Source organism: Spiribacter curvatus, from assembly GCF_000485905.1.
GTDB classification, from domain to species: Bacteria; Pseudomonadota; Gammaproteobacteria; order Nitrococcales; family Nitrococcaceae; genus Spiribacter; species Spiribacter curvatus.
Map to the genome: position 1 here is coordinate 736,004 of NC_022664.1, position 22,417 is coordinate 758,420.

24 protein-coding genes and 1 pseudogene are annotated in these 22,417 nt (G+C 62.1%); 19 read left to right on the forward strand and 6 right to left on the reverse strand.

The features are described from left to right. Nucleotides 1-38: 38 nt before the first annotated feature. Nucleotides 39-947: an MBL fold metallo-hydrolase gene (locus SPICUR_RS03650; RefSeq protein ID WP_023366164.1), complete on the reverse strand. Its 909-nt coding sequence runs from the start codon at nucleotides 945-947 to the stop codon at nucleotides 39-41. Nucleotides 948-1,034: 87 nt separating this feature from the next. Between SPICUR_RS03650 and SPICUR_RS03655 the strand changes: the two genes are divergently transcribed. After that, nucleotides 1,035-1,448: a glutaredoxin family protein gene (locus SPICUR_RS03655; protein ID WP_041381648.1), complete on the forward strand. Its 414-nt coding sequence runs from the start codon at nucleotides 1,035-1,037 to the stop codon at nucleotides 1,446-1,448. Then, nucleotides 1,445-2,458, forward strand: coding sequence for a 2-hydroxyacid dehydrogenase (locus tag SPICUR_RS03660; RefSeq protein ID WP_269464951.1), 1,014 nt, complete (start codon nucleotides 1,445-1,447; stop codon nucleotides 2,456-2,458). Before SPICUR_RS03655 ends, SPICUR_RS03660 begins: the two co-directional genes overlap by 4 nt. A gap of 55 nt (nucleotides 2,459-2,513) precedes the next feature. Here SPICUR_RS03660 and SPICUR_RS03665 read toward each other — a convergent pair whose 3' ends face one another. The 3 genes from SPICUR_RS03665 to SPICUR_RS03675 form a co-directional block, all read right to left on the reverse strand. Continuing rightward, nucleotides 2,514-3,290 carry an SDR family NAD(P)-dependent oxidoreductase gene (locus tag SPICUR_RS03665; RefSeq protein WP_023366170.1) on the reverse strand — a complete coding sequence of 259 codons (777 nt, stop codon included), beginning with the start codon at nucleotides 3,288-3,290 and terminating at the stop codon, nucleotides 2,514-2,516. 111 nt (nucleotides 3,291-3,401) lie between these two features. Then, nucleotides 3,402-4,352, reverse strand: coding sequence for an acetamidase/formamidase family protein (locus tag SPICUR_RS03670; RefSeq protein WP_023366172.1), 951 nt, complete (start codon nucleotides 4,350-4,352; stop codon nucleotides 3,402-3,404). An 18-nt stretch (nucleotides 4,353-4,370) separates the two neighbouring features. Then, complete coding sequence (locus tag SPICUR_RS03675; RefSeq protein WP_041381652.1) at nucleotides 4,371-6,176, reverse strand: sigma-54-dependent Fis family transcriptional regulator; 1,806 nt, start codon at nucleotides 6,174-6,176, stop codon at nucleotides 4,371-4,373. A gap of 263 nt (nucleotides 6,177-6,439) precedes the next feature. Between SPICUR_RS03675 and SPICUR_RS03680 the strand changes: the two genes are divergently transcribed. From SPICUR_RS03680 to SPICUR_RS03705, 6 genes are all read left to right on the forward strand, one after another. After that, nucleotides 6,440-7,195, forward strand: coding sequence for an SDR family NAD(P)-dependent oxidoreductase (locus SPICUR_RS03680; RefSeq protein ID WP_041381653.1), 756 nt, complete (start codon nucleotides 6,440-6,442; stop codon nucleotides 7,193-7,195). A 37-nt stretch (nucleotides 7,196-7,232) separates the two neighbouring features. Next, nucleotides 7,233-8,774, forward strand: coding sequence for an ABC transporter substrate-binding protein (locus tag SPICUR_RS03685; RefSeq protein ID WP_023366177.1), 1,542 nt, complete (start codon nucleotides 7,233-7,235; stop codon nucleotides 8,772-8,774). Nucleotides 8,775-8,860: 86 nt separating this feature from the next. Beyond that, entirely contained in the window at nucleotides 8,861-9,727 is an 867-nt protein-coding gene (locus tag SPICUR_RS03690) for a carbohydrate ABC transporter permease (RefSeq protein ID WP_023366179.1), read from the forward strand. Beyond that, nucleotides 9,724-10,566, forward strand: a complete 843-nt coding sequence (locus SPICUR_RS03695) for a carbohydrate ABC transporter permease (RefSeq protein ID WP_023366181.1) — start codon at nucleotides 9,724-9,726, stop codon at nucleotides 10,564-10,566. The genes SPICUR_RS03690 and SPICUR_RS03695 overlap by 4 nt, the downstream gene beginning before the upstream one ends. 4 nt (nucleotides 10,567-10,570) lie before the next feature. Continuing rightward, on the forward strand, nucleotides 10,571-11,692 hold the full coding sequence (locus SPICUR_RS03700) for an ABC transporter ATP-binding protein (RefSeq protein WP_023366183.1): 1,122 nt from the start codon (nucleotides 10,571-10,573) through the stop codon (nucleotides 11,690-11,692). A gap of 5 nt (nucleotides 11,693-11,697) precedes the next feature. Then, nucleotides 11,698-12,768: an ABC transporter ATP-binding protein gene (locus SPICUR_RS03705; protein WP_023366185.1), complete on the forward strand. Its 1,071-nt coding sequence runs from the start codon at nucleotides 11,698-11,700 to the stop codon at nucleotides 12,766-12,768. Between the two features lie 63 nt (nucleotides 12,769-12,831). On the opposite strand, the gene SPICUR_RS03710 is transcribed toward SPICUR_RS03705, so the two are convergent. After that, nucleotides 12,832-13,380 carry a hypothetical protein gene (locus tag SPICUR_RS03710; RefSeq protein ID WP_023366187.1) on the reverse strand — a complete coding sequence of 183 codons (549 nt, stop codon included), beginning with the start codon at nucleotides 13,378-13,380 and terminating at the stop codon, nucleotides 12,832-12,834. Between the two features lie 189 nt (nucleotides 13,381-13,569). Between SPICUR_RS03710 and SPICUR_RS03715 the strand changes: the two genes are divergently transcribed. Then, the gene (locus SPICUR_RS03715) at nucleotides 13,570-14,202 is read left to right on the forward strand and encodes a LysE family translocator (protein WP_041382149.1); all 633 of its coding nucleotides are present in this window, start codon (nucleotides 13,570-13,572) and stop codon (nucleotides 14,200-14,202) included. A 225-nt stretch (nucleotides 14,203-14,427) separates the two neighbouring features. On the opposite strand, the gene SPICUR_RS03720 is transcribed toward SPICUR_RS03715, so the two are convergent. Then, nucleotides 14,428-15,882 (reverse strand): hypothetical protein, encoded by a 1,455-nt coding sequence (locus SPICUR_RS03720; protein WP_023366191.1) that lies wholly within the window; start codon nucleotides 15,880-15,882, stop codon nucleotides 14,428-14,430. Between the two features lie 222 nt (nucleotides 15,883-16,104). On the opposite strand from SPICUR_RS03720, the pseudogene SPICUR_RS10105 reads away from it, so the two are divergent. The 10 genes and pseudogenes from SPICUR_RS10105 to SPICUR_RS03755 all read left to right on the forward strand — a co-directional run. After that, a pseudogene (locus SPICUR_RS10105) lies at nucleotides 16,105-16,224 on the forward strand (transposase); the annotation flags it as partial. Nucleotides 16,225-16,257: 33 nt separating this feature from the next. Continuing rightward, nucleotides 16,258-16,422: a hypothetical protein gene (locus tag SPICUR_RS09975; RefSeq protein ID WP_023366193.1), complete on the forward strand. Its 165-nt coding sequence runs from the start codon at nucleotides 16,258-16,260 to the stop codon at nucleotides 16,420-16,422. Between the two features lie 55 nt (nucleotides 16,423-16,477). Next, nucleotides 16,478-17,884 carry an alkaline phosphatase gene (locus tag SPICUR_RS03725; protein ID WP_023366195.1) on the forward strand — a complete coding sequence of 469 codons (1,407 nt, stop codon included), beginning with the start codon at nucleotides 16,478-16,480 and terminating at the stop codon, nucleotides 17,882-17,884. Nucleotides 17,885-18,050: 166 nt separating this feature from the next. Next, nucleotides 18,051-18,476, forward strand: a complete 426-nt coding sequence (locus SPICUR_RS03730; RefSeq protein ID WP_023366197.1) for a hypothetical protein — start codon at nucleotides 18,051-18,053, stop codon at nucleotides 18,474-18,476. Beyond that, complete coding sequence (locus tag SPICUR_RS03735; RefSeq protein ID WP_077176312.1) at nucleotides 18,460-19,161, forward strand: ABC transporter ATP-binding protein; 702 nt, start codon at nucleotides 18,460-18,462, stop codon at nucleotides 19,159-19,161. Before SPICUR_RS03730 ends, SPICUR_RS03735 begins: the two co-directional genes overlap by 17 nt. Continuing rightward, a complete protein-coding gene (locus tag SPICUR_RS10060) occupies nucleotides 19,133-19,468 on the forward strand; it encodes a hypothetical protein (protein ID WP_051373232.1) in 336 nt (111 codons plus the stop codon). The genes SPICUR_RS03735 and SPICUR_RS10060 overlap by 29 nt, the downstream gene beginning before the upstream one ends. Nucleotides 19,469-19,470: 2 nt before the next feature. Continuing rightward, nucleotides 19,471-20,157 (forward strand): FtsX-like permease family protein, encoded by a 687-nt coding sequence (locus tag SPICUR_RS03740; protein WP_051373233.1) that lies wholly within the window; start codon nucleotides 19,471-19,473, stop codon nucleotides 20,155-20,157. A gap of 62 nt (nucleotides 20,158-20,219) precedes the next feature. Next, nucleotides 20,220-20,723, forward strand: a complete 504-nt coding sequence (locus tag SPICUR_RS09525; RefSeq protein ID WP_051373234.1) for a copper chaperone PCu(A)C domain-containing protein — start codon at nucleotides 20,220-20,222, stop codon at nucleotides 20,721-20,723. Then, a complete protein-coding gene (locus SPICUR_RS03750; protein WP_158499824.1) occupies nucleotides 20,713-21,324 on the forward strand; it encodes a TlpA disulfide reductase family protein in 612 nt (203 codons plus the stop codon). The genes SPICUR_RS09525 and SPICUR_RS03750 overlap by 11 nt, the downstream gene beginning before the upstream one ends. A gap of 30 nt (nucleotides 21,325-21,354) precedes the next feature. Further along, on the forward strand, nucleotides 21,355-22,371 hold the full coding sequence (locus SPICUR_RS03755) for a patatin-like phospholipase family protein (RefSeq protein ID WP_041381655.1): 1,017 nt from the start codon (nucleotides 21,355-21,357) through the stop codon (nucleotides 22,369-22,371). Nucleotides 22,372-22,417: the final 46 nt, after the last annotated feature.

The following is a 22,417-nucleotide window of genomic DNA, read 5'->3' on the forward strand; positions in this document are numbered from 1 at the left end:
CACCCGTGATCGGGCATCCGGGCTCCGTCTCTCGCGGCTCACTCGGCGCTGCGGTTCACCGATGCGGGCAGCTCCCAGTGGGCACCGAATTCATCCACCGGGATTTTCAGGTAGCGCAGGCCGTTGGCCTCGGGGGCTGGGAAGCGCCCGGCGCGGATATTGACCTGCACCGCAGGCAGGATCAGCGCTGGCATGGGCAGCGTGGCATCCCGGGCCTCGCGTTTTGCAACGAACGCTTGTTCTGACGCGCCATTGCCAACATGGATATTGCGGCGTTCCTGTTCGCCGACGGTGGTCTCCCACGCCAATCCCCGCGCCTTGGTGCCATAGTCATGCAGAACGAACAGCCGAAAGTCGGCGGGCAGCTCGGTGAACAGGCGCTGAATGGAGCGATAGAGCCGGCGGGCATCGCCAGCGGGGAAGTCGCAACGGGCGGTTCCCGCGTCAGGCATAAAAAGGGTGTCGCCGACGAATACGGCATCGCCAATGACATACGTGATGTGATCGCTGGTGTGCCCCGGCGTGTCGATGACGCGTGCCGGCAGATGGCCCACGGAGAATGTGTCTCCGTCGGCGAACAGTCGATCAAACTGGCTGCCGTCGGCGGGGAAATCCGCTCGCAGATTGAATAGCCAGGCCAGGCGCTCCTGTACCTCGGTGATATGTTCGCCGATGGCCGTGGGTGCGTCGAAATGCGCGCGGAGGAAAGGGATCGCCATCATGTGATCCGCATGGGCATGGGTTTCCAGAATCCACTCAACCTCGAGCCCCTCCGCCGTGACGATATCGACGAGCTTTTGGGCGGTATCGGTCCCGCGATGCCCGGAATGCGGGTCATAGTCGAGGGCCGCGTCAATAATGGCAGCCCTGCGAGTCGCCGGATCCCAGACAACATAGGAGAAGGTATGGCTGGGCTGATGCAGGATCGGGCGGACTTCGGGTTTCATAGCGATACTCCCGTGTTCAGTTGGTCGTCGATAGTGGAGGCCGATGATGTCGGTTAGAAACGCATCCGTGTGTCACAATCGAGCCCTATGCGAGTTCTAATCCGAATATTCTTCCGAAGCGTGCGCCGAGTGCTCACCCCATTCATGATTGTCGGCTATCACCTCTCGAAACCTCGAGGCGTCCAGCGGACGGCCGAGGAGCAGAGTGCCGTGGATGAGCATACGCGCTCACTGGCGCTCTACCATTTTCCCGCCTGTCCGTTCTGCATCAAAACGCGCCGAGTCATGGATCGCCTGTCTCTCAACATCGAGCTGCGCAATGCACTCCAGCCGGGGGAGCACAGGGAGACGCTGGAACGAGAAGGCGGCCGGATCAAGGTTCCCTGTCTGCGGATTGCAGGCGAGGACGGCACGGTCCGGTGGCTTTACGAGTCGGATGAAATCATTGCCCATCTGGAGCACAGATTCGGAACTGAAAACGGGGATGGGGATAAACAATGACGCACTCGGCTATGCGCATCTATTTCTACAGCGCGCAGAAATACGATCAGGCATTTTTTGAAAAGGCGAACACCGCGCATGGCTTCGACCTTGCTTTCACCGAATCCCCGCTGAACGCCGATACGGCTCGGCTTGCCAGCGGCGCAGAGGTCATCTGTGCCTTTGTCAACGATACCCTCGATGCCGACTGCCTGCGGGCGCTGGCTGAGGCGGGTGTACGCACCGTGGCGCTGCGCTGCGCCGGTTTCAACCATGTCGATCTGCCCGAGGCCAAGCGCCTGGGATTGGCGGTGGTCTCGGTGCCGGCCTACTCGCCCGAGGCGGTTGCCGAGCATACGCTGGCGCTGATCCTCACGCTCAACCGCAATACCCATCGGGCATATGCCCGGGTCCGGGAGGGTGATTTCAACCTGAAGGGGCTGCTCGGGTTCAATCTCAACGGCCGCACAGTCGGGCTCATCGGCACGGGCCGCATCGGCGTGGCCACGGCCCGGGTACTATCGGGTCTGGGGGTCGAACTGCTGGGCTACGATGTTCATGAAAACCCCGACTTCAAGGCGCTGGGCGGTCAGTACGCGGCGCTGGACGACCTCTACGCCCGGTCTGACATCATCAGTCTTCATTGCCCGCTTACCGAGTCCAATCACTACATGATCAACGCCGGGTCAATCGCGCGCATGCGGGATGGTGTCATGCTGGTGAATACCAGCCGCGGCGGTCTGATTGATACCGAGGCGGTCATCGCCGCGCTCAAATCCAAAAAGGTCGGGCATCTAGCGCTCGACGTCTACGAGCAGGAGAGCGATGTGTTTTTCCGCGACCTGTCCGACGAGATCCTGGCCGACGACATGCTCTCGCGCCTGCTGACGTTTCCCAATGTGCTGATTACCGGCCATCAGGGATTCTTCACCCAGGAGGCGATGACGCAGATCGCAGAGGTCACGCTGCGTAATGTCGCCGCCGTTGGCCGGAGCGAGCTCTGCGACAATGAGCTGACCCAACGGTTATGATGATCGCCGCTCACCCGCTGGAGCGTACCCCCGCCCTGAGGCGGGGCTGTGGCTTTTAAAGCGAGAAGCCGCCATCCACGGCCATGGCCTGACCGGTCACATGCTCGGCAGCCGCCAGATAGACCGCCAGCTGGCCCATATCTTCAGGGGTCTGCGCCTCACCCTGTGGCAGCAGGGTCTTCTGGTGGCGCTCCCACGAGTCCGCTTCGCTCTCGCCCTCCTGGCGCCAACGGCCGGCGAGACCGTCCTCGCCCCGCCACATGCCGGTCCCGACGATGCCGGGGCACAACGCGTTCACGGTCACCCCTTCGGTAGCGACTTCCTTGGCGATCGCGTTGGTAAAGCCGATAACGGCAAATTTCGAAGCGGAGTAGTGGGACAGGTCCGGAAAGCCGACCTTACCGGCGATGGACGCCACGTTGATGATGCGGCCAAAGCGCCGCGGCCGCATTACAGCGAGCTCCGCCTTGGAGCAAAGGAACACGCCCTTCGCATTGACCTTCATGATCCAGTCCCAGTCATCACTGGAGAGTTCGTCGACCGACCCGATACTGAGAACGCCGGCATTGTTGACCGCGATATCCAGCTGACCCGCATCCGCGACCACGCTGTCGATCAGCTGGTTGACCGATGCCGGATCCGATACGTCGACCTGGAACGCGCCGCTGCGGCGGCCAACACCTTCGACCCTGGTGGCCGTCTCCCGGGCAATCTCGACATCGAGATCCGCCACCATCACGTCCGCTCCCGCCTTGGCCAGTGCCATGGCGACACCCTCACCGATTCCGCGGCCACCGCCGGTGACCAGCGCCGTTTTCCCTTCGAGTTCCATGAGTTTCTCCTTTCTCAGGTGGAAAAACCTAATGAATACAGGCTACTGGCGATTCCCGTGGCGCATCAACAGTCAGGTCCTCAGGGCCTCAGACCTGCACATTTCCTCAGTTCAGGGTGAGTGTGTGGCTTCTTTTGGATAGAGCATATGGACGCCTTTGTTGCCGTCGACCACCTGGGTGATCCGCAGGTCACCCAGCATGCTGGTCATCATATAGGCCTGACTGCGATCGAGCCCGGTCCGTGTGGTCAGTAGCTGCACCATCTGGCGGACCGCCTCCTCCGCCGCCTGATCGAGGGTGGGATGCAGGCCCATGCTGATCCAGTGGCTGGGGGTTTCCGCGAAGGGGGCCGATGCCTCGATGTCACGCCGGACGGTCAGCCGGAAACGCCCCTGCAGTGCCGTCTCCAGGGCATCAATGCAGACTTCGCCGTCGCCCTGGCGGCCATGCCCATCGCCGACGCTGAATAGCGCGCCGTCGTTGAATACCGGCAGGTAGAGTGTCGTCCCCGGGACCAGCGCCCGGTTATCGATGTTGCCGCCAAACGCCCAGGGTACGGGCGAGGCGAGCCGACCCCACTCCGGCGGAGGCGCTACGGCCATGATGCCGAAGAACGGGTCGAGCGCGAACGACTGCCCCCACGGCAGCGTCGCCCTGTTCCGGGCCCGGTCGATATCGATGAGGATCTGCTGATAGTCCGTGAACTCACCCGGCAGGATGCCCTTGAGTGGCAAAATCTCACAAAAGCCCCAGTCCTGGCGTGGAGTGGCCGCCAGGATGTCGATCTGCAGGCAATCCCCGGGTCGCGCGCCGTCGACGTGGATCGGGCCGGTGAGGTGATGCACGCCTTCACCCCGCTCCTTTCGCTGCGCCTCGAGCACCGCCCGGTGATCGGGCAGGACGCGCGCCGGGTCGGCGGGCAGGTTTTCGGGCTCACCCGAGAGGGTGTCGATGACGACCTCGTCGCCCGATTGGACATGCAGGACCGCTGGGCGGGCGACGTCCAGATAGCCCCAGGCAACGGTATCCGGCGTGGCGGTCAGATGATGGGGGGCGGGCATTCAGGCGCACTCCGGTGGCTATTGCAGGTATTTGTAGACGGTGGTGCGGGACAGGCCCAGACGCCGGGCCGCATCCGCGACGTTGCCCTCGCACTGTTCGACCATCAGGGCGATGGTCTGGCCGTGGACATCGCGCCACTTCAATCCATTGTCGGTGAGCTGCATCAGCGCCTGGGCGATTTTGCCGGCGGAGACCGGCGATGCCGCGTCAGTGGCAAGGTCGGGGAAATCCTCGCTGCCCAGTTCAAAGCCCGCGGTTCGCACGCTCGCGCGCTGCAGTTGTGACTTCAGTTCGTGGAGATTGCCCGGCCAGTGATGCGCCTGCAGCGCTTTCAGGGCCGCGGGGGTGAGGCGCAGATCGGGCTGGATCTCCGCGAGGCAGTGTTCAATCAGGTCGTCCAGGTCATCGCGCTCGCGCAGTGGCGGCACGGCGACGCGAAAGCCCGCCAGGCGATAGGCCAGATCGGTGCGCAGTCGACCCCGGCTGGCTTCATGGGCCGGACCCTCAAGTCCGGTACTGATGAGCAGCACATCGTTGTCCTGCAGCCGCTCGACCAGTCGCAGCAGGGCGGCCTGGGTGGTGGGATCGAATTCGCCGGGGGCGTCGATGCACAGGGTGCCGCCTTCCAGCATCGCGGGGGTGATCGCCTCGGGCGAGTCGCCGGGGCGCAGGCAGTGCCAGGCGCCCTGGTGGCCGGTGCTGGCGTGGATGAAGCCGGCGAGGGCGGTCTTGCCGGTGCCGGTCTCGCCGTCAATGCTGATGCAAAGGCCGCGGTGAGCGGCCTGGGGCAATCCCGTGACGCGCTCGGCGAGGACCGTGTCCTCGAGGATCAGTGCGGGGGTTGCCGCCTGCGCGGCGCCGTCATCGGCGACAGGCCGGGTGGCCACGGGGACCGCCCGGGCGGACAGGGCAAAACTGGCGCGGTTTGACAGGCAGCGCATCGAGGCGGCGGAGCCAAAGCGGTCGCGCACCCGGACCGTCTCGCCCCGGCCCAGCCGGCTCGCCAGACTCTCGAGGGGCTCCTCGAAGACCGCTGAGAATGACCGGCCGATCAGGTCGCTCAGCCCGGCCAGAAAAATACCGCCGCGGCGATTGAACGCGACGATGCGGTAGTCCCGGTCCAGCACCAGTACCCCGACGCTCAGGGTGTCCAGGTATTCCGGGCGGGGGTGGAACAGCAGGATCAGCTGATCCTCGCAGCGCGAGCGGATCAGGCAGTTCTCAATGTTGCCGGCGGACATCTGCAGCAGCGCCGCGGTGTGCTCCTGGCGGTGGGCGGCCGTGGTGGAGGCGTCAAGCAGCCCGGCGATGGCGCCGCGGCCGTCAAAGATCGGCGTGCAGATGCACGAGACCCCGGAGTTAGCGCGCAGGTAATGTTCCTCACCATAGACGTGCGCGGGCCGACCGGTCTTGAGTGCGATACCGAGGGCGTTGGTGCCGCGCACCACCTCGGTCCAGTCCGATCCGGGCACCACCGTATGGGCGGCGGCATTGTCGGCGAACTGATGGTCCACCAATGTCTGCAGAATCAGACCATCCGAGCTGCCCAGCGCGATCATGAAGTTGGACCCGGCGATCTGGTCGTAGAGCAGCTCGATCTCGGGCCGCGCAAAGCGGATGAGGTCGTCGTGGGATTCGCAGGCATCGCGCAGTGCGTCGGCATCAAGGTCCGCGAGGCGGACCGGGCCCAGGGGATCGAGTCCAAGGTCAACGCAACGCTGCCAGCTCTCGGCGATATCCGGCGGCAGCGACGCGGTGGAGACACGTCCCCGCCGCTCGAGGGATTGCCGGGCCCTCGAGATCTCCCGCGACTGGATAGCCATATTGTCCTCCTCGCGCCGACCCCGATTTTTAGTGAATGCAAAGGCCATGGGGTTCTGGCGTAACGGCTTTGAAATTACCCCGCTTTACAGGGGCGATCAAGTCATCGCGACCGGGACTCGCAGGATTGTCCAGAGATTGGACAGTCGTCCCGGAGTGTTCAGATTATGGACACAAAATTCGTTTATAATCAGATACTTGCAATTTTATCCCGGGCTCCTGTATTGATGATGTCGAGCGCGACAAAAACAGGAGGAGATTGACAATGAGTACACAGAAATTAGCGGGCAAGCGCGCCTTGATCACCGGCGGCTCGCGGGGCATCGGCAAGGGCATCGCCACGCTTTTCGCCGAGCATGGCGCGGATGTGGCGTTCTGCCACTACAACGACGATGAGCGCGCCCGCGAGACCGCCCAGGCCATCGAGGCGATGGGACGCCGGGTCTACTTGGCTGAGTGTGATGTCAGCAAACCTGCCAATGTGCAGGCGTTCTACGCCGATGCCAAAAAAGCGCTGGGCCAGATCGACATTCTGGTCAATAACGCCGGCCACAACATCACCGAGCCGTTTGAGGACATCAGCGAGGCGAGCTTCGATCGCATGTGGTCGGTGCACGTCAAGGGCACCTACTTCATGACTCAGGCGGTGTATCGCGACATGAAGCCCCGCGGCGAGGGGCGGATCATCAATGTCACCTCGCAGCTTGCCTACAAGGGCGCACCGGCGCTGACGCACTACTGCTCGGCAAAGGGCGCGAACATGACGTTCACCCGGGCCCTGGCACTGGAGTGCGCCGACACCGGCGTGCGGGTCAATGCGGTCGCCCCCGGCGTCACGCACACCGATTTGCTGACACCGCTCGCGCAGGAGGTCCTCGACGGACTGAAAGCCGCGATTCCCATCGGCCGATTCGGCGATGTCGAAGAGATCGCGCCCTCCGCGCTGCTGCTCGCCTCGGATGACGGCAGCTTTTTCCACGGCACCTGCATCTCGCCCAACGGTGGCGAAGTCATGCTCTGATTCCGGAGCAGTTAAAAAATGAAAGGAGGAGAGAATCATGCGCAGTGACAAACTGTTGCGTACAGCAAAAGTCCTGGCCGCCTCGTCGGCTCTGGGGCTCGCGGCCGGTATGGCATCGGCTGAAGACTACACCCGGTTCGGCATCGAGAAAGACATGCCGGGCATGTGCAGCTACGAGTCCATTGATGCCAAGGACTACAGCGGTCGCGAACTGACCGTCATCACCCACGCGATTCCTGTCATCGGTGAGCCCACCAAGCTTCACGCCGAGCAGTTCTCGGAGCTCACCGGCGCTGATGTCGAAGTGGTGCATGTGCCGTTTGGTGACCTGTTCCAGCGCATCATGATCCCATTCCAGACCGGTCAGGACGCCTATGACGTGCTGTTCTACGCCTCGCTCTGGCTGGGTGACTACAACCCCTATCTGGCCAATGTGCCCGAGGAGTACCAGTCCACGGCCGGCATGCAGGCGCTCACCGACACCACCCGCGATGTGGGGATGTGGGGCGGTGAAATGAAGCAGTACATCATGGACGGTGACCGTCATTACCTGAAGTACCGCGAGGATATCTTCAGCGATCCTGATATGCAGGCGCGGTTCCTCGAAGAGACCGGCCGTGAGTTGACTGTTCCTGAGACCTGGGAGGAGTACAACGAGGTCGCGCGCGTGTTTACCGGCTGGGACTGGGATGGTGACGGCGATCCCAATTATGGCTCGGCCGAGGTGGTCAAGCGTGATGATCTGATGTTCTCGGCGTTCATCAGCCGCGCCGCCCCCTACGCCAAGCACCCCGATGTGGGCGGCGGGTTCTTCTTTGACCTCGAGACCATGGAGCCGTTGATCAACAACCCGGGCTGGGTCCGCGGGCTTGAACTGTTTGTCGAGGCTCAGGAGTCATTCCCGCCCGGCGGGACCAACTTCGGTCTGGGCGATGAGATTTTCTCGTTTGGCGGTGGTGAGACGCTGATGAGCTATAGCTGGGATGACGCGCTCATCCAGGCTCAGCAGGCCGACAGCCCCATTCGTAACGACGTCCGCACCCAGATGCTGCCGGGCGCCCGCGAGGTGTGGAATCGAGAGACCGGTGAGTGGGACACCTTCGAGGAGCCCAACCGCGCGGCCTATATCACTTGGGGCTGGACCAGTGCCGTTGCGCAGTCGAGCAGCAACAAGGACATGGCGTTCGACTATCTGTGCTTTTTCTCCAATGAGGCCAACACCCGTCACGATCTGCAGGTCGGCCGGTTCGGCGTCAATCCCTATCGCACGGGCCATTTCGATGCCGACTTCTGGTCGGATGATCTGGGCTGGGATCGGGGTATGGCCGAGCAGTACGTGGAGACGCTGGAGCGCATCGATGGATACGACAATCGGGTCTTTGACCTGCGTGTCCCCGGCGTGGGCCAGTTCATGACCTCGCTCGCGGCCGGCGTGGCTGAGGCGGTTGCCGGTCAGGCGACGCCGCAGGAGGCGCTGGATGGCGTCGCCGAGGAGTGGTCCCGCACTGTCGAGCGGATTGGCAAGGATCGCGTCCGCGAGGCCTATGCCAATGTGGTTGAAATCGAGGACGCGCGCTAGCTCGTCATGCAGGGGAGCGGGCCGGCGCTGTCGGTCCGCTCCGGTGGATCGAGTCAACGACGGTTTCGCAGTGCGGAGCGGGGCACATGTACCGACAGAAACATCTTTTTCTTCTGCCCGGCTTGCTGGTGCTGGTGGCGATCATCATCTTTCCGCTGCTATTCACCATCCGAGTCAGTTTTTCCAGCTGGGATGTCTTCCAGCCCGAGCTGGACTGGATCGCCGGTGGCAACTATGGCCGCCTGCTCGAAGACGCGCGCTACTGGGGCGCGTTGGGACGCCTGATGATCATGGCGGTCGGGACGGTACTGATTCAGTACATCCTTGGCTTTGCGCTGGCCCTGCTTGTGTTGGGTGATTTGAGAGCACGGCGGTTTTTTCGGGTGCTGTTCCTGGTGCCGATGATGACAACCCCCGTGATCATGTCGGTGATCTGGCGCACGGTGTTCCATGAAAGCATCGGCCCGCTCAATGGCATGCTGCAGGCGCTGGGGCTGCAGGGCGTGCCCTGGCTGTCCGAGCCGGCGCTGGCATTCGCCAGTGTCATGATGGTCGAGATCTGGCAGTGGACGCCGTTCATGTTCCTGCTGCTGCTGGCAGGCCTGGTGTCGTTGCCGCGCGAGCCCTATCTGGCGGCCAGAATCGATGGCGCGGGCCCTATCCGGACGTTTTTTGCCGTGACTTTCCCGGCCATGGCGGGCATTTCCATCGCGGCGATCCTGATCCGACTCATCGAGGCCTCAAAGATCATGGAGTCGGTGTACGTCATGACCTCGGGCGGACCAGGTACCGCGACAGAGACCTCCACCTACTACATCTACATCCGCGGGTTACGCGACTTCCAGCTGGGATACGCATCGGCGCTGTCGGTGACCTATCTGGTGATCATGATCATCAGCCTGACGATCATCGCCAAGGTGCTCGTGAGGCTCTTCGTGAAGGATCGAACATGAAAACCCTGTATCTGGCGATCAAGTACCTGGCGATCCTGTTGTGGTCGTGCTTTGTCCTGTTCCCGTTTCTCTGGGCGGTGACGACCTCGTTCAAGACCGCCAACGGCGTGACCGGTGGCGCCACCTGGATCCCCTGGCTGCAGTACAAGCCGAGCCTGCAGGGCTGGCAGTCGCTGTTTGGCGGTTCGGGCGGCACGGATATCAGCGGACCGTATCTGAACAGCATCATCGTCACCGGTTCGGCGTCGCTGATCAGCATTGTTATGGGAACGCTCGCGGCCTACGGCCTGTCACGGTTCACCTTCAGGGCCGGCTTTATCCGCAATGCCGATATCACCTTCTTTTTCATTTCGCAGCGGATCATGCCGCCGATTGTTCTGGCGATTCCGTTCTTCCTGCTGCTGGATCAGCTGGGGCTACTGGATACGCTGGCAGGGCTGATTCTGGTGTATATCGCGCTGCTTCTCCCCATCGCGGTGTGGGTGATGGTGGACTTTTTCAACAACGTCCCCCGCCAGCTCGACGAGATGGCATGGCTTGACGGGTGTACGCCGCTGACGACGTTCTACCGCGTGATCCTGCCCAATTCCGTACCGGGGCTGATCGTGGCCGGTATGTTCTGCCTGATTTTTGGCTGGAACGACTTCTTTTTCGCCTTCACGCTCACGTTCACCGACACCCAGCTGTTGCCCGTGGCGATTGTGGCGCTCAACTCGTCGGTGACGCCGTGGTGGTCGCTGTCGGCGTCCGCTCTCATCTCTGTTGCCCCGCTGATTCTGCTGGCCTTTGTGGTCGAGCGTTTCCTGTCGCGGGGCGGCCTGGCCGGTGCTGTGAGGTAGTCCCATGTCCGCATTGACGCTGCACAATATTAACCGGAGCGCCGGCGACGAGACCTGGCTGGATGACATCTCGTTGCATTTCGAACCCGGCGCGCTCTACACCCTGCTGGGGCGTACCGGCGCCGGCAAGACGAGCCTGATACGGGCCATTGCAGGTCTCGAGACGCTGGATGCAGGCCACATTGAGCATGGCGGCGTGCGCTGGGACGGCCTCGCACCCTGGCGTCGGCCGGTGGCGATGGTCTATCAGCAGTTCATCAACTATCCCCACCTCTCGGTGCTCGACAATGTGGCATTTCCGCTGCGTCGTGCCGGTGTCGCCGCGGAGCCGGCACGCGAACGGGCCTGGCAGACCATCGAGCGGGTCGGGCTGGCTGCCATGGCGGACCGCCGTCCGGGTGCGCTGTCCGGCGGACAGCAGCAGCGCGTGGCCATCGCCCGGGCACTGACCAAGGATGCGCCGGTGCTATTGCTCGACGAGCCGCTGGTCAACCTTGACTATAAGCTGCGCGAGCAGATGCGTGAGGATCTGGTCGAGCTGCTTGAGGGGCGACGCTCGACCATCGTGATCTATGCCAGTACCGAGCCGTCCGAGGCGCTGCAGATGAGCGCCCGGCTGCTGGTCATGGAGGAAGGGCGGGTCGTCCAGGAGGGGCCACCCCGACAGGTCTTTGACGCGCCAGCGAGCGTAGGCGCCGCACGAGTCGTCAATGACCCACCGGTCAATATCCTGTCCATGACCCTGGATAGCGACGCCGCGGAGGTCGAAAGCCTGGGCTGGTTCTCCCTCGATACCCTGTTCGGCGTCGAACGCCTCGGGCTGCTGGGGGATCAGGGCCTGTCCCCCGGCCAGTACTATCTGGGACTGCGCGCCAGCGATCTGGCCCTGGCGCCGGAAGGCCGTCCGGCGGTGGTCACGCTCACCGAGGTCAGCGGCTCGGAGACGGTCACCCATCTGGACATGGCCGGTTGCCATCTGGTCCTGCACGAGCGGGCGGTGGTCAACCACCCGGTTGGCAGCCAGATCCACATCCGGCCGCGGCTCTCGACGGTATTTGTATTCGATCGCAATGGCCGGCGTGTACATGTGGCGCATCCCGGTCAGCGCACGGACTCAAGGCAGTAACACCCATGGCGGATATCCATCTCGAATCGCTTGCCCATTCCTATGACCCGGCGGCGGCGTCGCCGGAGTACGCACTCAAGCCGCTCGACATGACCTGGCGCAATGGCGAGACCTATGCGCTGCTCGGCCCCTCGGGCTGCGGCAAGAGCACCATGCTCAACATCATCTCGGGCCTCATCCAGCCCAGCCACGGACGGGTGCTGTTCGATGGCGACGATGTGACTGGGCGGGGCACGGCGGCGCGCAACATTGCCCAGGTCTTTCAGGTGCCGGTCATTTATCGGTCCATGACGGTGCGGCAGAACCTGGCGTTTCCACTGGTCTGCCGCCGTCGCAAACGTGCCGAGATTGACCGGCGGGTGGGCGATGTGGCGGAGCTGCTGGGCCTGCAGCATGTTCTCAATCGCCCCGCGGTGGCGCTCACGGCCGATCAGAAGCAGCTGGTCTCGCTGGGGCGGGGTCTGGTGCGTGATGATGTGAGCGCATTGCTGCTCGATGAGCCGCTCACGGTGATTGATCCGCAGCTCAAATTCGAGCTGCGCCGTAAGCTCAAGGCCGTCAACCAGGCGTTCAATATCACCATGGTTCTGGTGACTCATGACCAGAACGAGGCGCTGACTTTCGCCCGTAGCATTATTGTGATGAACCATGGCGAGATCGTGCAGCAGGGCGATCCACAGACCCTGTTTGATAACCCGCGGACGGAGCATGTCGGCTACTTCATCGGCTCACCAGCGATGAATTTCCTGCCGGCCGCGCAAACCACGGATACGCTAGCCGTGCTGGACGGTCAGCTTCAGGTGCCGATGACCTCGGCGATGCGCGGCGGTGACGACCTGAAAATCGCGTTCCGCCCGGAGCACGTCAACCTCGGTGGCGAGGGATATCGTGTGAGTGCCCGTGTGGAGCGGGTGTGGTTCGAGGGACTTGATCAGGTACTGGAGCTTGACAGCGGCGGTACCCGGTTTCGGGCGCGGCTCGACGACTGGCGTGGAACGGTCGGCGATGACATCGAGCTGCGCGTGATGGACCGCCATCTGCGTGTTTTTCGTGATGGTGCCCTGGTGGAAACCTGATGGGGTTGGGCGGATGCGCTGGTCGCCACGCTGCACCCGGGTGTCTCAGCCCCCGTCCTTCGCTCACATCATCCGGTCATTGTCTCGCGAGAGATCAATCTCCACGCCACTAGCGCTCATGATGTCACGCAGCAGCACAACAATTCCCGCCACACAGAGAAATAGACTAAAAATCAGCGCGGCACTCTGGATGTGCCGGAGGATGAAGAAAAAGCCAGGCTGCTCGATTGGGATCCATATGATGGGTGCCATCACCCCCAGTAGGAAGATGAACGAATAGAGCAGAAAGCGGATGAACTCCACCGGCACCTTCCGAACGGTCAGACCGTAGACCAGAACAGCGACGATCAGCACGCTCGCCGTCGCCTGCACCACAATCATCGCTCGATCCTGAATAAAGGCGAATCGACCTTCCTCGTACTCGACGCTGCCAACATCACCGTACTGCGCGACAAGCAAAAGATTGATCACTAGAAAAAGCAGGCACAGGCCATTCGGGATGAGCAGCATACGATCCTGGCTCTGCATGCCGAATCCGCCGATCCACCACCAGGTCAGGATCCATAGGGGAAGGGCGGTAAGGTAGGTGGCAATGGCAAAGGAGACGTGCATTAAATCCCTCCCAAAGGACACGTTCGACGGGAATCCGCGCGATTGATGGTTGGACGATGATAGCCGGATATCGGTGGCTGCTGTCTATCACTCCCGGCCCACCTTCGACCGATCGGTCACGCATCCCGGCTCAATCGCTCAATGCGTCTGGCGGTCAACCGACACCGCAGGTATGTATCATCGGAGCGCATGACGATTGATCCTGCTGATCTGACGCTTTATGCCGGTGCCCTGCTGGTGCTTTTTCTAACACCGGGGCCGGTCTGGCTTGCCTTGTTGGCGCGCACGCTCTCGGGCGGATACATGTCAGCCATGCCGCTCGCTCTTGGCGTAGTGGTGGGGGATTGCCTCTGGCCACTGGCAGCGATTCATGGATTGAGTTGGGTGGTGTCGGTCTATAGCGAGATCCTCGTCGTGATGCGCTGGGTGGCTGCGTTTTTGTTCGCTATCCTCGGCCTGCACCTGATCTGGCATGCGGATCAAGCGATTCAGGCAGATGGTCGCCTGACGACGCCAGGTTTCTGGCCGGGATTCAGTGCGGGACTGGCGGCGATTCTGGGCAATCCCAAGGCCATGCTGTTCTATCTGGGACTGCTGCCTGGATTTTTTCAGCTCGGCAGCGTCACGGGTCTGGACATCGGCGCCATCGTCGGGGTCTCAATGGTGATTCCGTTCGTCGGCAATATGATATTCGCTCTCGGTATCGATCGAATGCGGCGAGTCATTCAGTCACCTGCGGCGCTGAAGCGCGTCAACCAAATAGCCGGTCTGCTATTGATTGTGGTGGGTGGGGTAATCGGGCTACCGACGCTCTACGACTAGCTCTGTAGGTGAGGGCGCCATCCCATTGCTTACGGCCCCCTCCAGAACTTCACAGGTTAGAGTGCAGATGGCAGAAAGGCGTCATGAGCGAGAAAAATCCGTTAAACGATGGCAACGGAGCTTAACTGGGCCGAGCGGATTACCGTCTCAAAAGGGGAAGACCGGGCCCTTGGAAGTGGCCCGGCGGCGTAATCTCAACGTTTTCTGCGCACACCTCCCCCGGCGTTACTCCCCTTCGACGCGAAGGCCAATACTCTCGATCAGTGTGACGTTGCTTGCGGCTGCCCGCTGAATTTCGGTAATCCCCATGGTGCGATCAGGATCGATGCTGATTGAGATCGTGTCGCCGCCATCGATGAAGTTGGTCATGGCGTCGCCGATCATCTGCTGATCATCAAACGTCAGGGCCCCTCGAGCTGCAGCTATATTTTGCTCGACCAGGCGCGCCATTGCCTGTCGGCCGCCCATTTGCTTGGCAAGTTTATCGATCGCCCCGTCATCCTCGTACCTGGCCGACAAGTCACGAACACCCATCGCCATCATTGCCTGCTGCATTGTCTGCTGCAATGCACGCTGATTGTTGTAGTTGAGATTCTCGAAGCGTTCATACGGGATGCCGGCAAGGTCGCCTTTCATCGTTACCGAACCGACCTGACTGACGCTGTAGTTGACCTCAAAATCCAGATCACCATTCTCGTAGTCGACCTGTGTGCTGCTACCTGCGCTCATCGAGAAGCGGTCTGTGTCGAATATCGAGAACGCCTGAGCGAGACTGGAGTCCATCGAGCGTAGGGACTGGCCCTCGTTTCTCTCGAGATACAGGTCATCGAGCTCCAAATCCGCAGCAGTCACGCGATTATTGCTCGTTTCGATATTGTCTATACCCATCCGCGTGAGACCGAGAGTGGCCTCGCCATTGGTAATGGACACTCGGTCAACGGTCCACTCGGCCGCTGCTCTCGCATCGAAATCCTCAGGCGTGATCGTCGGGTCAATCAGGTGTGAGTAGACAACCGCGCCGGCCTCCAGACTTTCTAGTTGTCCACTGACAGAATCGTTGGTATCCCGGAACTCACCACTGGCTATTTCGACGCCGTGGATGACGCCGCCAGCGATAGAGTCAACGGAAAACGTCTCGAGCTCACCGGAAGCATTTGCGCCTGTAAGCGTATCACTGACGCTGGCTCCAGTGAGCTCGATCGCGCCTGTGGAGACGGACAGCATGAACTCATCGATTTCCCGCTGGGACGCCTCTCCCTCGAATATGAGCTTGATCATTTCGAGATCATTGTAAGACACATCATCGAGGGCAAATCGGTCGACTTTGACGACATCACCGCTACCGTCGATGTTGAGCGCCGCATTCTTGGCCGCGAAGTGCTTCAGCCGGTCGTCTTCCGGGACGATGGTCAGCTTATCGACCGCAAGGCGGTTACCGGTAACATCTTGTTTCATGGCGAAATCGTCAATGGTAGCGCTGCCCGAGAAAAGCCCGGCATTCACGTCTCCTGTCGAGATTTTGGTCTGGTGGGTGGCTTCTCCAAGCATCTTCTCGAAAGCCTGGACCTGTTCCTCAGCTTCGGATTGTGCAACGGCTGACAGCGCTATATAGGTTACAGCGACAACCACGGCCGCCCCGATAACGCCAAGACCAATCTTTTTGCTTGTGAATTTGCTCATATTACCGGTTCTCCCAATACCACTTTTCCACGGTTCTCGTTTTCTTGAATTGTTTAACGATGAGGGTAACCGTTAAGAACGCGTAGTGAAATGTTTAATGACCGCGCCAGTGCCAGCGAGCACCTGCGCGTCCTGGTGATCCCGTGGGCGCCCCCTGACCTCAGACATGTCATAAATAGACACTTCTGCAGTCATTGAGCGTAAGCGATGGGAGGAGCGGAAATGAAAAAGTCTTGTTTCAGTGAGAGCCAGATCGTCTCGATCCTCTAAGAGGCTGAGAAAGGCCGGCAGGTTAGAGATTTATGCCGAGAGCATGGCATCAGCACGGCCTGCTTTTATCAGTAGGCCGCACACCACAACCGGGACCCGATCACGATGGGCAAGGGCACGCTGGTCAAAGAGGTCTGGCCGTCATTTCTCAGCCTCTTGCTGATCGGCGCGGCGCTTTTCGCGCTGTCCCTGCTGCATTCTCGTCGGGCCATGGGGCGCTGGCCTGAACGAATGCGCGGTCATCGCTGGCGGGTCATCGTGAAGTCATGAGTCGGTCATAATCAGTGCCCAGTCTATGGAGCCTCGTCTTACACAGGCGCTAGTCATGAACCTTCGACACTTTTCCGCAACACTACTTGCGGCGACGATTGCGACACCGGCACTCGGCCAGACCATCACACAGACGGACAACGAGTGGTTCGAGGCCGGACAGGCACGCATTCAGAGCGAGCTTGCCAAGCAGCAGAATACGAACACCGCCAAGAACGTCATCCTTATGGTTGCAGACGGCAACGGTGTGGGGACCAACTACGCGACCCGCCTTTTCATGGGCCAGCAGGACGGTGGCTACGGTGATGAGTACGTCATGCCGTATGAAACCTTCCCGCATCTGGGCTTTGCCAAGGTTTACAACGTGAACGCCCAGACCCCCGACAGCGCTGGCACCGGCACCGCGATGATGGGCGGTGTCAAAACCAAGGCCGGTCTGATCGGCGTCACCGCGGACGTCGATCGGGGCGACTGCTCGACCCTGCCGGGTAACACGGTGACGGGCATTTCGGAGATTCTCCACGGCATGGGCAAGTCGACGGGTTTCGTCACCACCGCCCGCGTGACCCATGCGACGCCCGCTTCCACTTATGCGAAAACCGTGGATCGTAACTTCGAGGACGACTCTGAGCTGCCCGAGAACTGTAATACCCAGACGGATATCGCCACGCAGCTGATTGATGCCATGGACTCGGGCCTGATTCAGGTGGCGATGGGTGGCGGCGCGCGTCACTTCGTGCCGACTGACGAGGAGCTGCTGGTCGGCGGGACAGGCCGTCGCACCGACGATCAGAACTTGATCGAGGAGGCGACGGAGCTGGGCGCTTATCATGCCTATGACAACGCGTCATTTGCCGATGCGCCCACGGACGGCACACCGCTGCTCGGTCTGTTCGAGTCATCGCATATGATGTATTCCGCCGATCGCTATGATGAGCCGTCCATCGCCGATATGGCCGAGGCGGCGGTGGAGTCGCTATCCAACGATGAGGACGGTTTCTTCCTGCAGGTGGAGTCGGGGCGCGTTGACCATGCCAACCATGCCGGCAACCTGGCGCGGGTGGTGCATGACGGTGCCGCCTTTGCCGAGGCCGTCGACCGGGTGGTCAACATGGTCGATCTCTCCGAGACGCTGGTCATCGTGACCGCCGACCATGAGCATGCCATTGCCTTCAACGGCTACTGTGGCCGCGGCTCGGACATCCTCGGGCTGTGCATGGGGATTGATGGCAGTGGTGTCGAGCACACCGGCGAGCCGCGTCTGGGTTCGGACGACAAGCCCTACACGGTGGCGGGCTATCTCAATGGTCCGGGCTCCGTGCTGATGAAGCGCGAAGATGGCAGCTATTCCGGCAGCCGCCCCGAGGTCTCCGAGGCGCAGGCCACGGATATCGACTATATCCAGCAGGCCCTGGTGCCGCGCAGTTCCGAGACCCACGCCGGGCCGGACGTCGCGATCTAGGCCAATGGGCCGTGGTCGCATCTCGTCGACGGGACCATGGAGCAGAACGTGATCCTCCACGTCATTAACCATGCGGTGAATCCCTACTAGGCAACCGCCTTCAGGGTGAGCAGGGGCCCGCCCAGCGCGGGCCCTATCCTGTTTCCCCATCACTTCAGGAGGTGTCATGCAGCGTCGGGAATTTCTTGCAGCGGGATTGGGTGCGATCTCCATGACCGCGTTGTCGGGCGTCGCCATGGGTGGCGACGTCATCAAGCTGCGCGATCTGTACGCGCGGGATGGCAGCGCCTCTGAACTGGCGCTTTCACTGGAAGGCGAACGCATTACGATCGATGGGTTCATGGCGCCACCGCTACAGGCGGAAAGCCGGTTTTTCGTGCTGACACGAATCCCGATGGCGATCTGCCCGTTCTGTGAAACAGAGGCCGACTGGCCCGCGGACATCCTTGCCGTCTATACCAAACGCATTGTCGATGTGACCCCCTTCAATCGCCGCATCGAGTCCCGGGGTGTGCTGGAGCTCGGTCCCTACCGTGATCCGGACACCGGGTTTCTGAGCATGGTCAGGCTAAACGATGCCGTCTACGGCTAGTATTGAGCCACCGCTCAACCGCCTGATGATTGACGGGTTGTCAGTTGTCGCCGATGCCGACACGCCGCTTGTCGATGTGCCGGCGCTTGAGCTGCAGCCGGGGACCTCGCTGGGCATCAGCGGGCCATCCGGAGCGGGCAAGTCAACATTGCTCTATGCCCTGGCGGGGTTGGTCCCCGCGAGCCGGGGGAGGATCCTTTGGGGTGAAATTAACCTGACGGATCTCAATGAACGCCATCGCTCGGCTTTCAGGGCTGCCCATATGGGGCTGATCTTTCAGGATTTTCTGCTCTTCGAAGAGCTCGATGCGCTGGCCAATGCCGCGCTGCCGGGGCAGTTTCGTCGACGGGGTGAACGTGAGCGGGTCAGGTCCAATGCAAGGCATCAGCTCGAGCGGCTCGGCATCGAGCCCACCGGTCGGCGCGTGGTGAGCTTTTCCGGCGGCGAGCGCCAGCGCGTCGCGGTGGCCCGAGCGCTCGCCGGCGATCCACCGATCGTGCTTGCGGATGAACCCACGGCGAGTCTGCACCGTGATGCAGCGGATCGGCTGATTGACGATCTGCTCGGTCTGGTCGCCGAAGCCCGGCGCTCGCTGGTCATCGTCAGCCATGATCGGTCAGTGCTCAACCGCCTCGATCGGGTCGTTGAACTGGCGGATGGCCGCCCGGTCGGTCACCGTGAGTGATTTCTGGCTGAGCCTGCCCGCGCTGGTCCAGGATGGGGCTATCCTCCTCCTGCTTCTGGTGCCGATCGCGGTGACCGCCGCGCTGCTGATGCGGCGCTTTGCGGTGGGTTCACTGATCGCCGCCATGCTCTGGCGATTCCGTTGGGCCAATCTGACCTTCGTGCTGCTCATCGCCATCGCCGTGGGAATGGGCGCTGCCCTGATCGCGCAGGAACAGGGCATCCGCAAAGGTACAGCCCGGGCCGCCGACAAGTTTGAGCTCATCATCTCGCCCCCGGGCAGCGAGATGACCATGACCAGCGCCTGACCGTGGTCGGCACACTGCCCCGCACCGGGACGCCCTGGGATCGGGCCATACTGGTGCCGGTGGAAGCCGTCTGGATGGTTCACGGGCTCGCCACCGGGCACGCCCCAGGGAATGCCGGGCAGATCGGCCCGCCGTTCGATGCGGACTATTTTCCGGGCACACCGGCGATCATCGTCAAAGCGAGTGATTTGTGGGCCAATTACGCCCTGCACTCAGAGTTCAATCGCCAGAACGAGACCATGGCGTTCTTCCCCGCGACCGTCCTGAGTGAGCTTTACCGGGTGATGGGGGACGTGCGGCAGGCCATGTCCATCATGTCGCTGGTCACCCAGACACTGGTGGCGGCGAGTGTGCTGCTCGCACTTTTCATCCTCTCGCGACTGTTCGCGCGTCAGATGGCGCTGCTGCGCGCGGTCGGGGCACCGGGCCGATTCCTGGTGGCAACGGTCTGGGGGTACTGCGCAATCCTCATCGGCACCGGCACCGTGCTTGGCCTGGCGCTGGGCCAGGCGGCCGCGAGCGTTCTGTCCCGGTTCATCACCCAACGCACGGATATCCTCGTGCAGGCCACACTGGGCTGGAGTGAGCTGCATCTTGCCGCCGGCTTTGCCAGCGGCGTCCTGTTGCTGGCGCTTATCCCGGCGATCGCCGTACTGCGTCAGCCCCTTTTGGAGAATCTGCGCGCCTGAGGGCGCAGGAGGTATAACACGTGTTCTTTGGACATCGACTGACAAGCCTGGCGCCAGTCTTTATGGCGCTCGCAATCGGCGCGGGTCCGACCACGGCGGAAAACCACGATGCTGATGACCATGACGGTCATGACAGCCATGGTGAGTCTCGCGCCGATCATCACCTTGCCGTCAGCGATCAGCTGCGGGTGCTGCACGGCTGGACCCGCGCGACCGATCACGATCATGCCCGGGTCTTCATGGAGATCGAAAACATTGCCGATGCCCCCGTTCGGTTGACCGGCGGGCGCTCGCCCATCGCCGCCAACGTCGAGCTCGTGGGTTTTTCACTGGTGGAGGGTGAGGGCGTCTATGAGCCGGTCAGTGATGTGCCGGTGATGCCGGGGCGTGATCTGGTGCTTGCACCGCAGGCGCTGGCCCTGGCGCTTGAGGACATTGAAGGGCCACTGATCGAGGGCTCGGCATTTCCGCTGGCACTGACCACTGACCGCGGCCGTGTGGAGATGACCATCGTCGTGGAAGCCGCCGACGCGCAGCAGCACTCGCATGCGGGCCATGCGCACTGAACGACTGGCCGTGTGGCTCGCCGGGTTGTTGGTAGCGTTGGTTGCCATCACGGCCAGCGCCAATCCACTGCTCGACGATGCGCAACGCTGGGAGCGGGCCCTTCCCGGAATCGAGTTGCTGGACCCGGCCCCGCAGGCGCCACCGGGCCTGAGCTATGAGGATGCGACCGGTGCGTCCGTTCAACTCTCCGCGAGCCGCGGACGGCTTCGGCTGCTCAACCTCTGGGCCACCTGGTGTGCGCCCTGCCGCGAAGAGATGCCCTCGCTGGATCGGCTTGCCGGCGAACTGGGCGGCCCCGAGTTTGAGGTGCTGCCGATCGCCTCCGGCCCGAATGCGATGGATGATCTTGAGCGATTCTACGAGATGACGGATCTACAGGCATTACCGATCCTGCGCAGTCCGGACAGTCAGATCGCCGCGACGCTGGGCGCGGTCGCCCTGCCAAGCACCTTTCTGATCGGCCCGCAGGGTCGCGTCCTTGCCCGGTTAACGGGCGATGCGCAGTGGGATGCGCCGGCGATTGTCGACCTGATCCGCGGGCAGTGGCCCGTCAAGACGTCGGCTTGGTCTTCCTCGATTACACTGGGGGAAATACCCTAGGGGCTGTTCGAAGACGATGAGTAAAAGTCGATGGGCGCTCGCGCAATGGGCCTGAATGCGCCGCTCGCCCTTGCGCTGCAGGGCGGTGGATCCCACGGGGCATTCACCTGGGGTGTGCTTGACTGCTTGCTGAGCGCGGGCGTGCGGCCGGCGGGGTTGAGTGGGAGCAGCGCTGGCGCCCTGAACGCCGCCGCCCTTGCCGCGGGCTGGGCGGCAGATGGTGAAAAGGGCGCGCGGGAGTCATTGCGGACGCTGTGGGAAGGCATTGGGCAGATCAATGCGCGCTTGCAGCCACCCTGGCGGTCTGATGGATCGTTCCAAGGCCAGACGCTGAGGGCGGTCACGCAGATGGTCTCGCCCTATCAGTTCAATCCCGCCGGTTTCAATCCGCTACGCCGGTTACTCGGGGAGTGTCTGGACTGGGAAGCGCTGCGTGCAGAGGATCAGATGCCTTTATTCATCGCAGCGACCGAGGTGGCAACCGGTCGGCTACGGTTATTTCAGCGCCATGAATTGAGCGTGGATGCCCTTCTGGCCTCCACCTGTATCCCCACGCTTTTCCAGTCGGTTGAAATTGACGGGCGGTTTTACTGGGACGGCGGCTTTGCAGCCAATCCGGCGTTGCTTCCCCTGATTGACACAGCGTCTTCAAGCGACTTGATGCTGGTTCAGTTACTGCCGGAATACACCCCGGGGATGCCGCCCCGGCGGGTTGAGAGTGTTCTGCAACGCAGCCGGGAGCTGGGGTTCAGCGCCCATCTGCTCAGGGAGTTACGGTGGCTTGCCGTTATGCAATCAGATTCAGGGTGGCTTGGCCGTTGGTCTATGTCCCGGTTGCGCCGGCGAGTGGCCCGCCTTCGTTTTCATCACCTGGATGGTGGCGCTGCAGTGACCCGACAATCGGGCGCAAGTCCGCTGAATACGGATAGCGTGTCGCTTGATGTGCTTCATGACGCAGGTCAGGCGGCGGCACGGCATTGGCTGGAGGTCCATGCGGGCAGTGTTGGCCGACGAAGCAGCCGCGCGCTCAGTGATTTTGGTGCTTAGATAGCCTGCCTCGTTCTGGCTAATCCTGCTGCCGCCAGTCATCTGG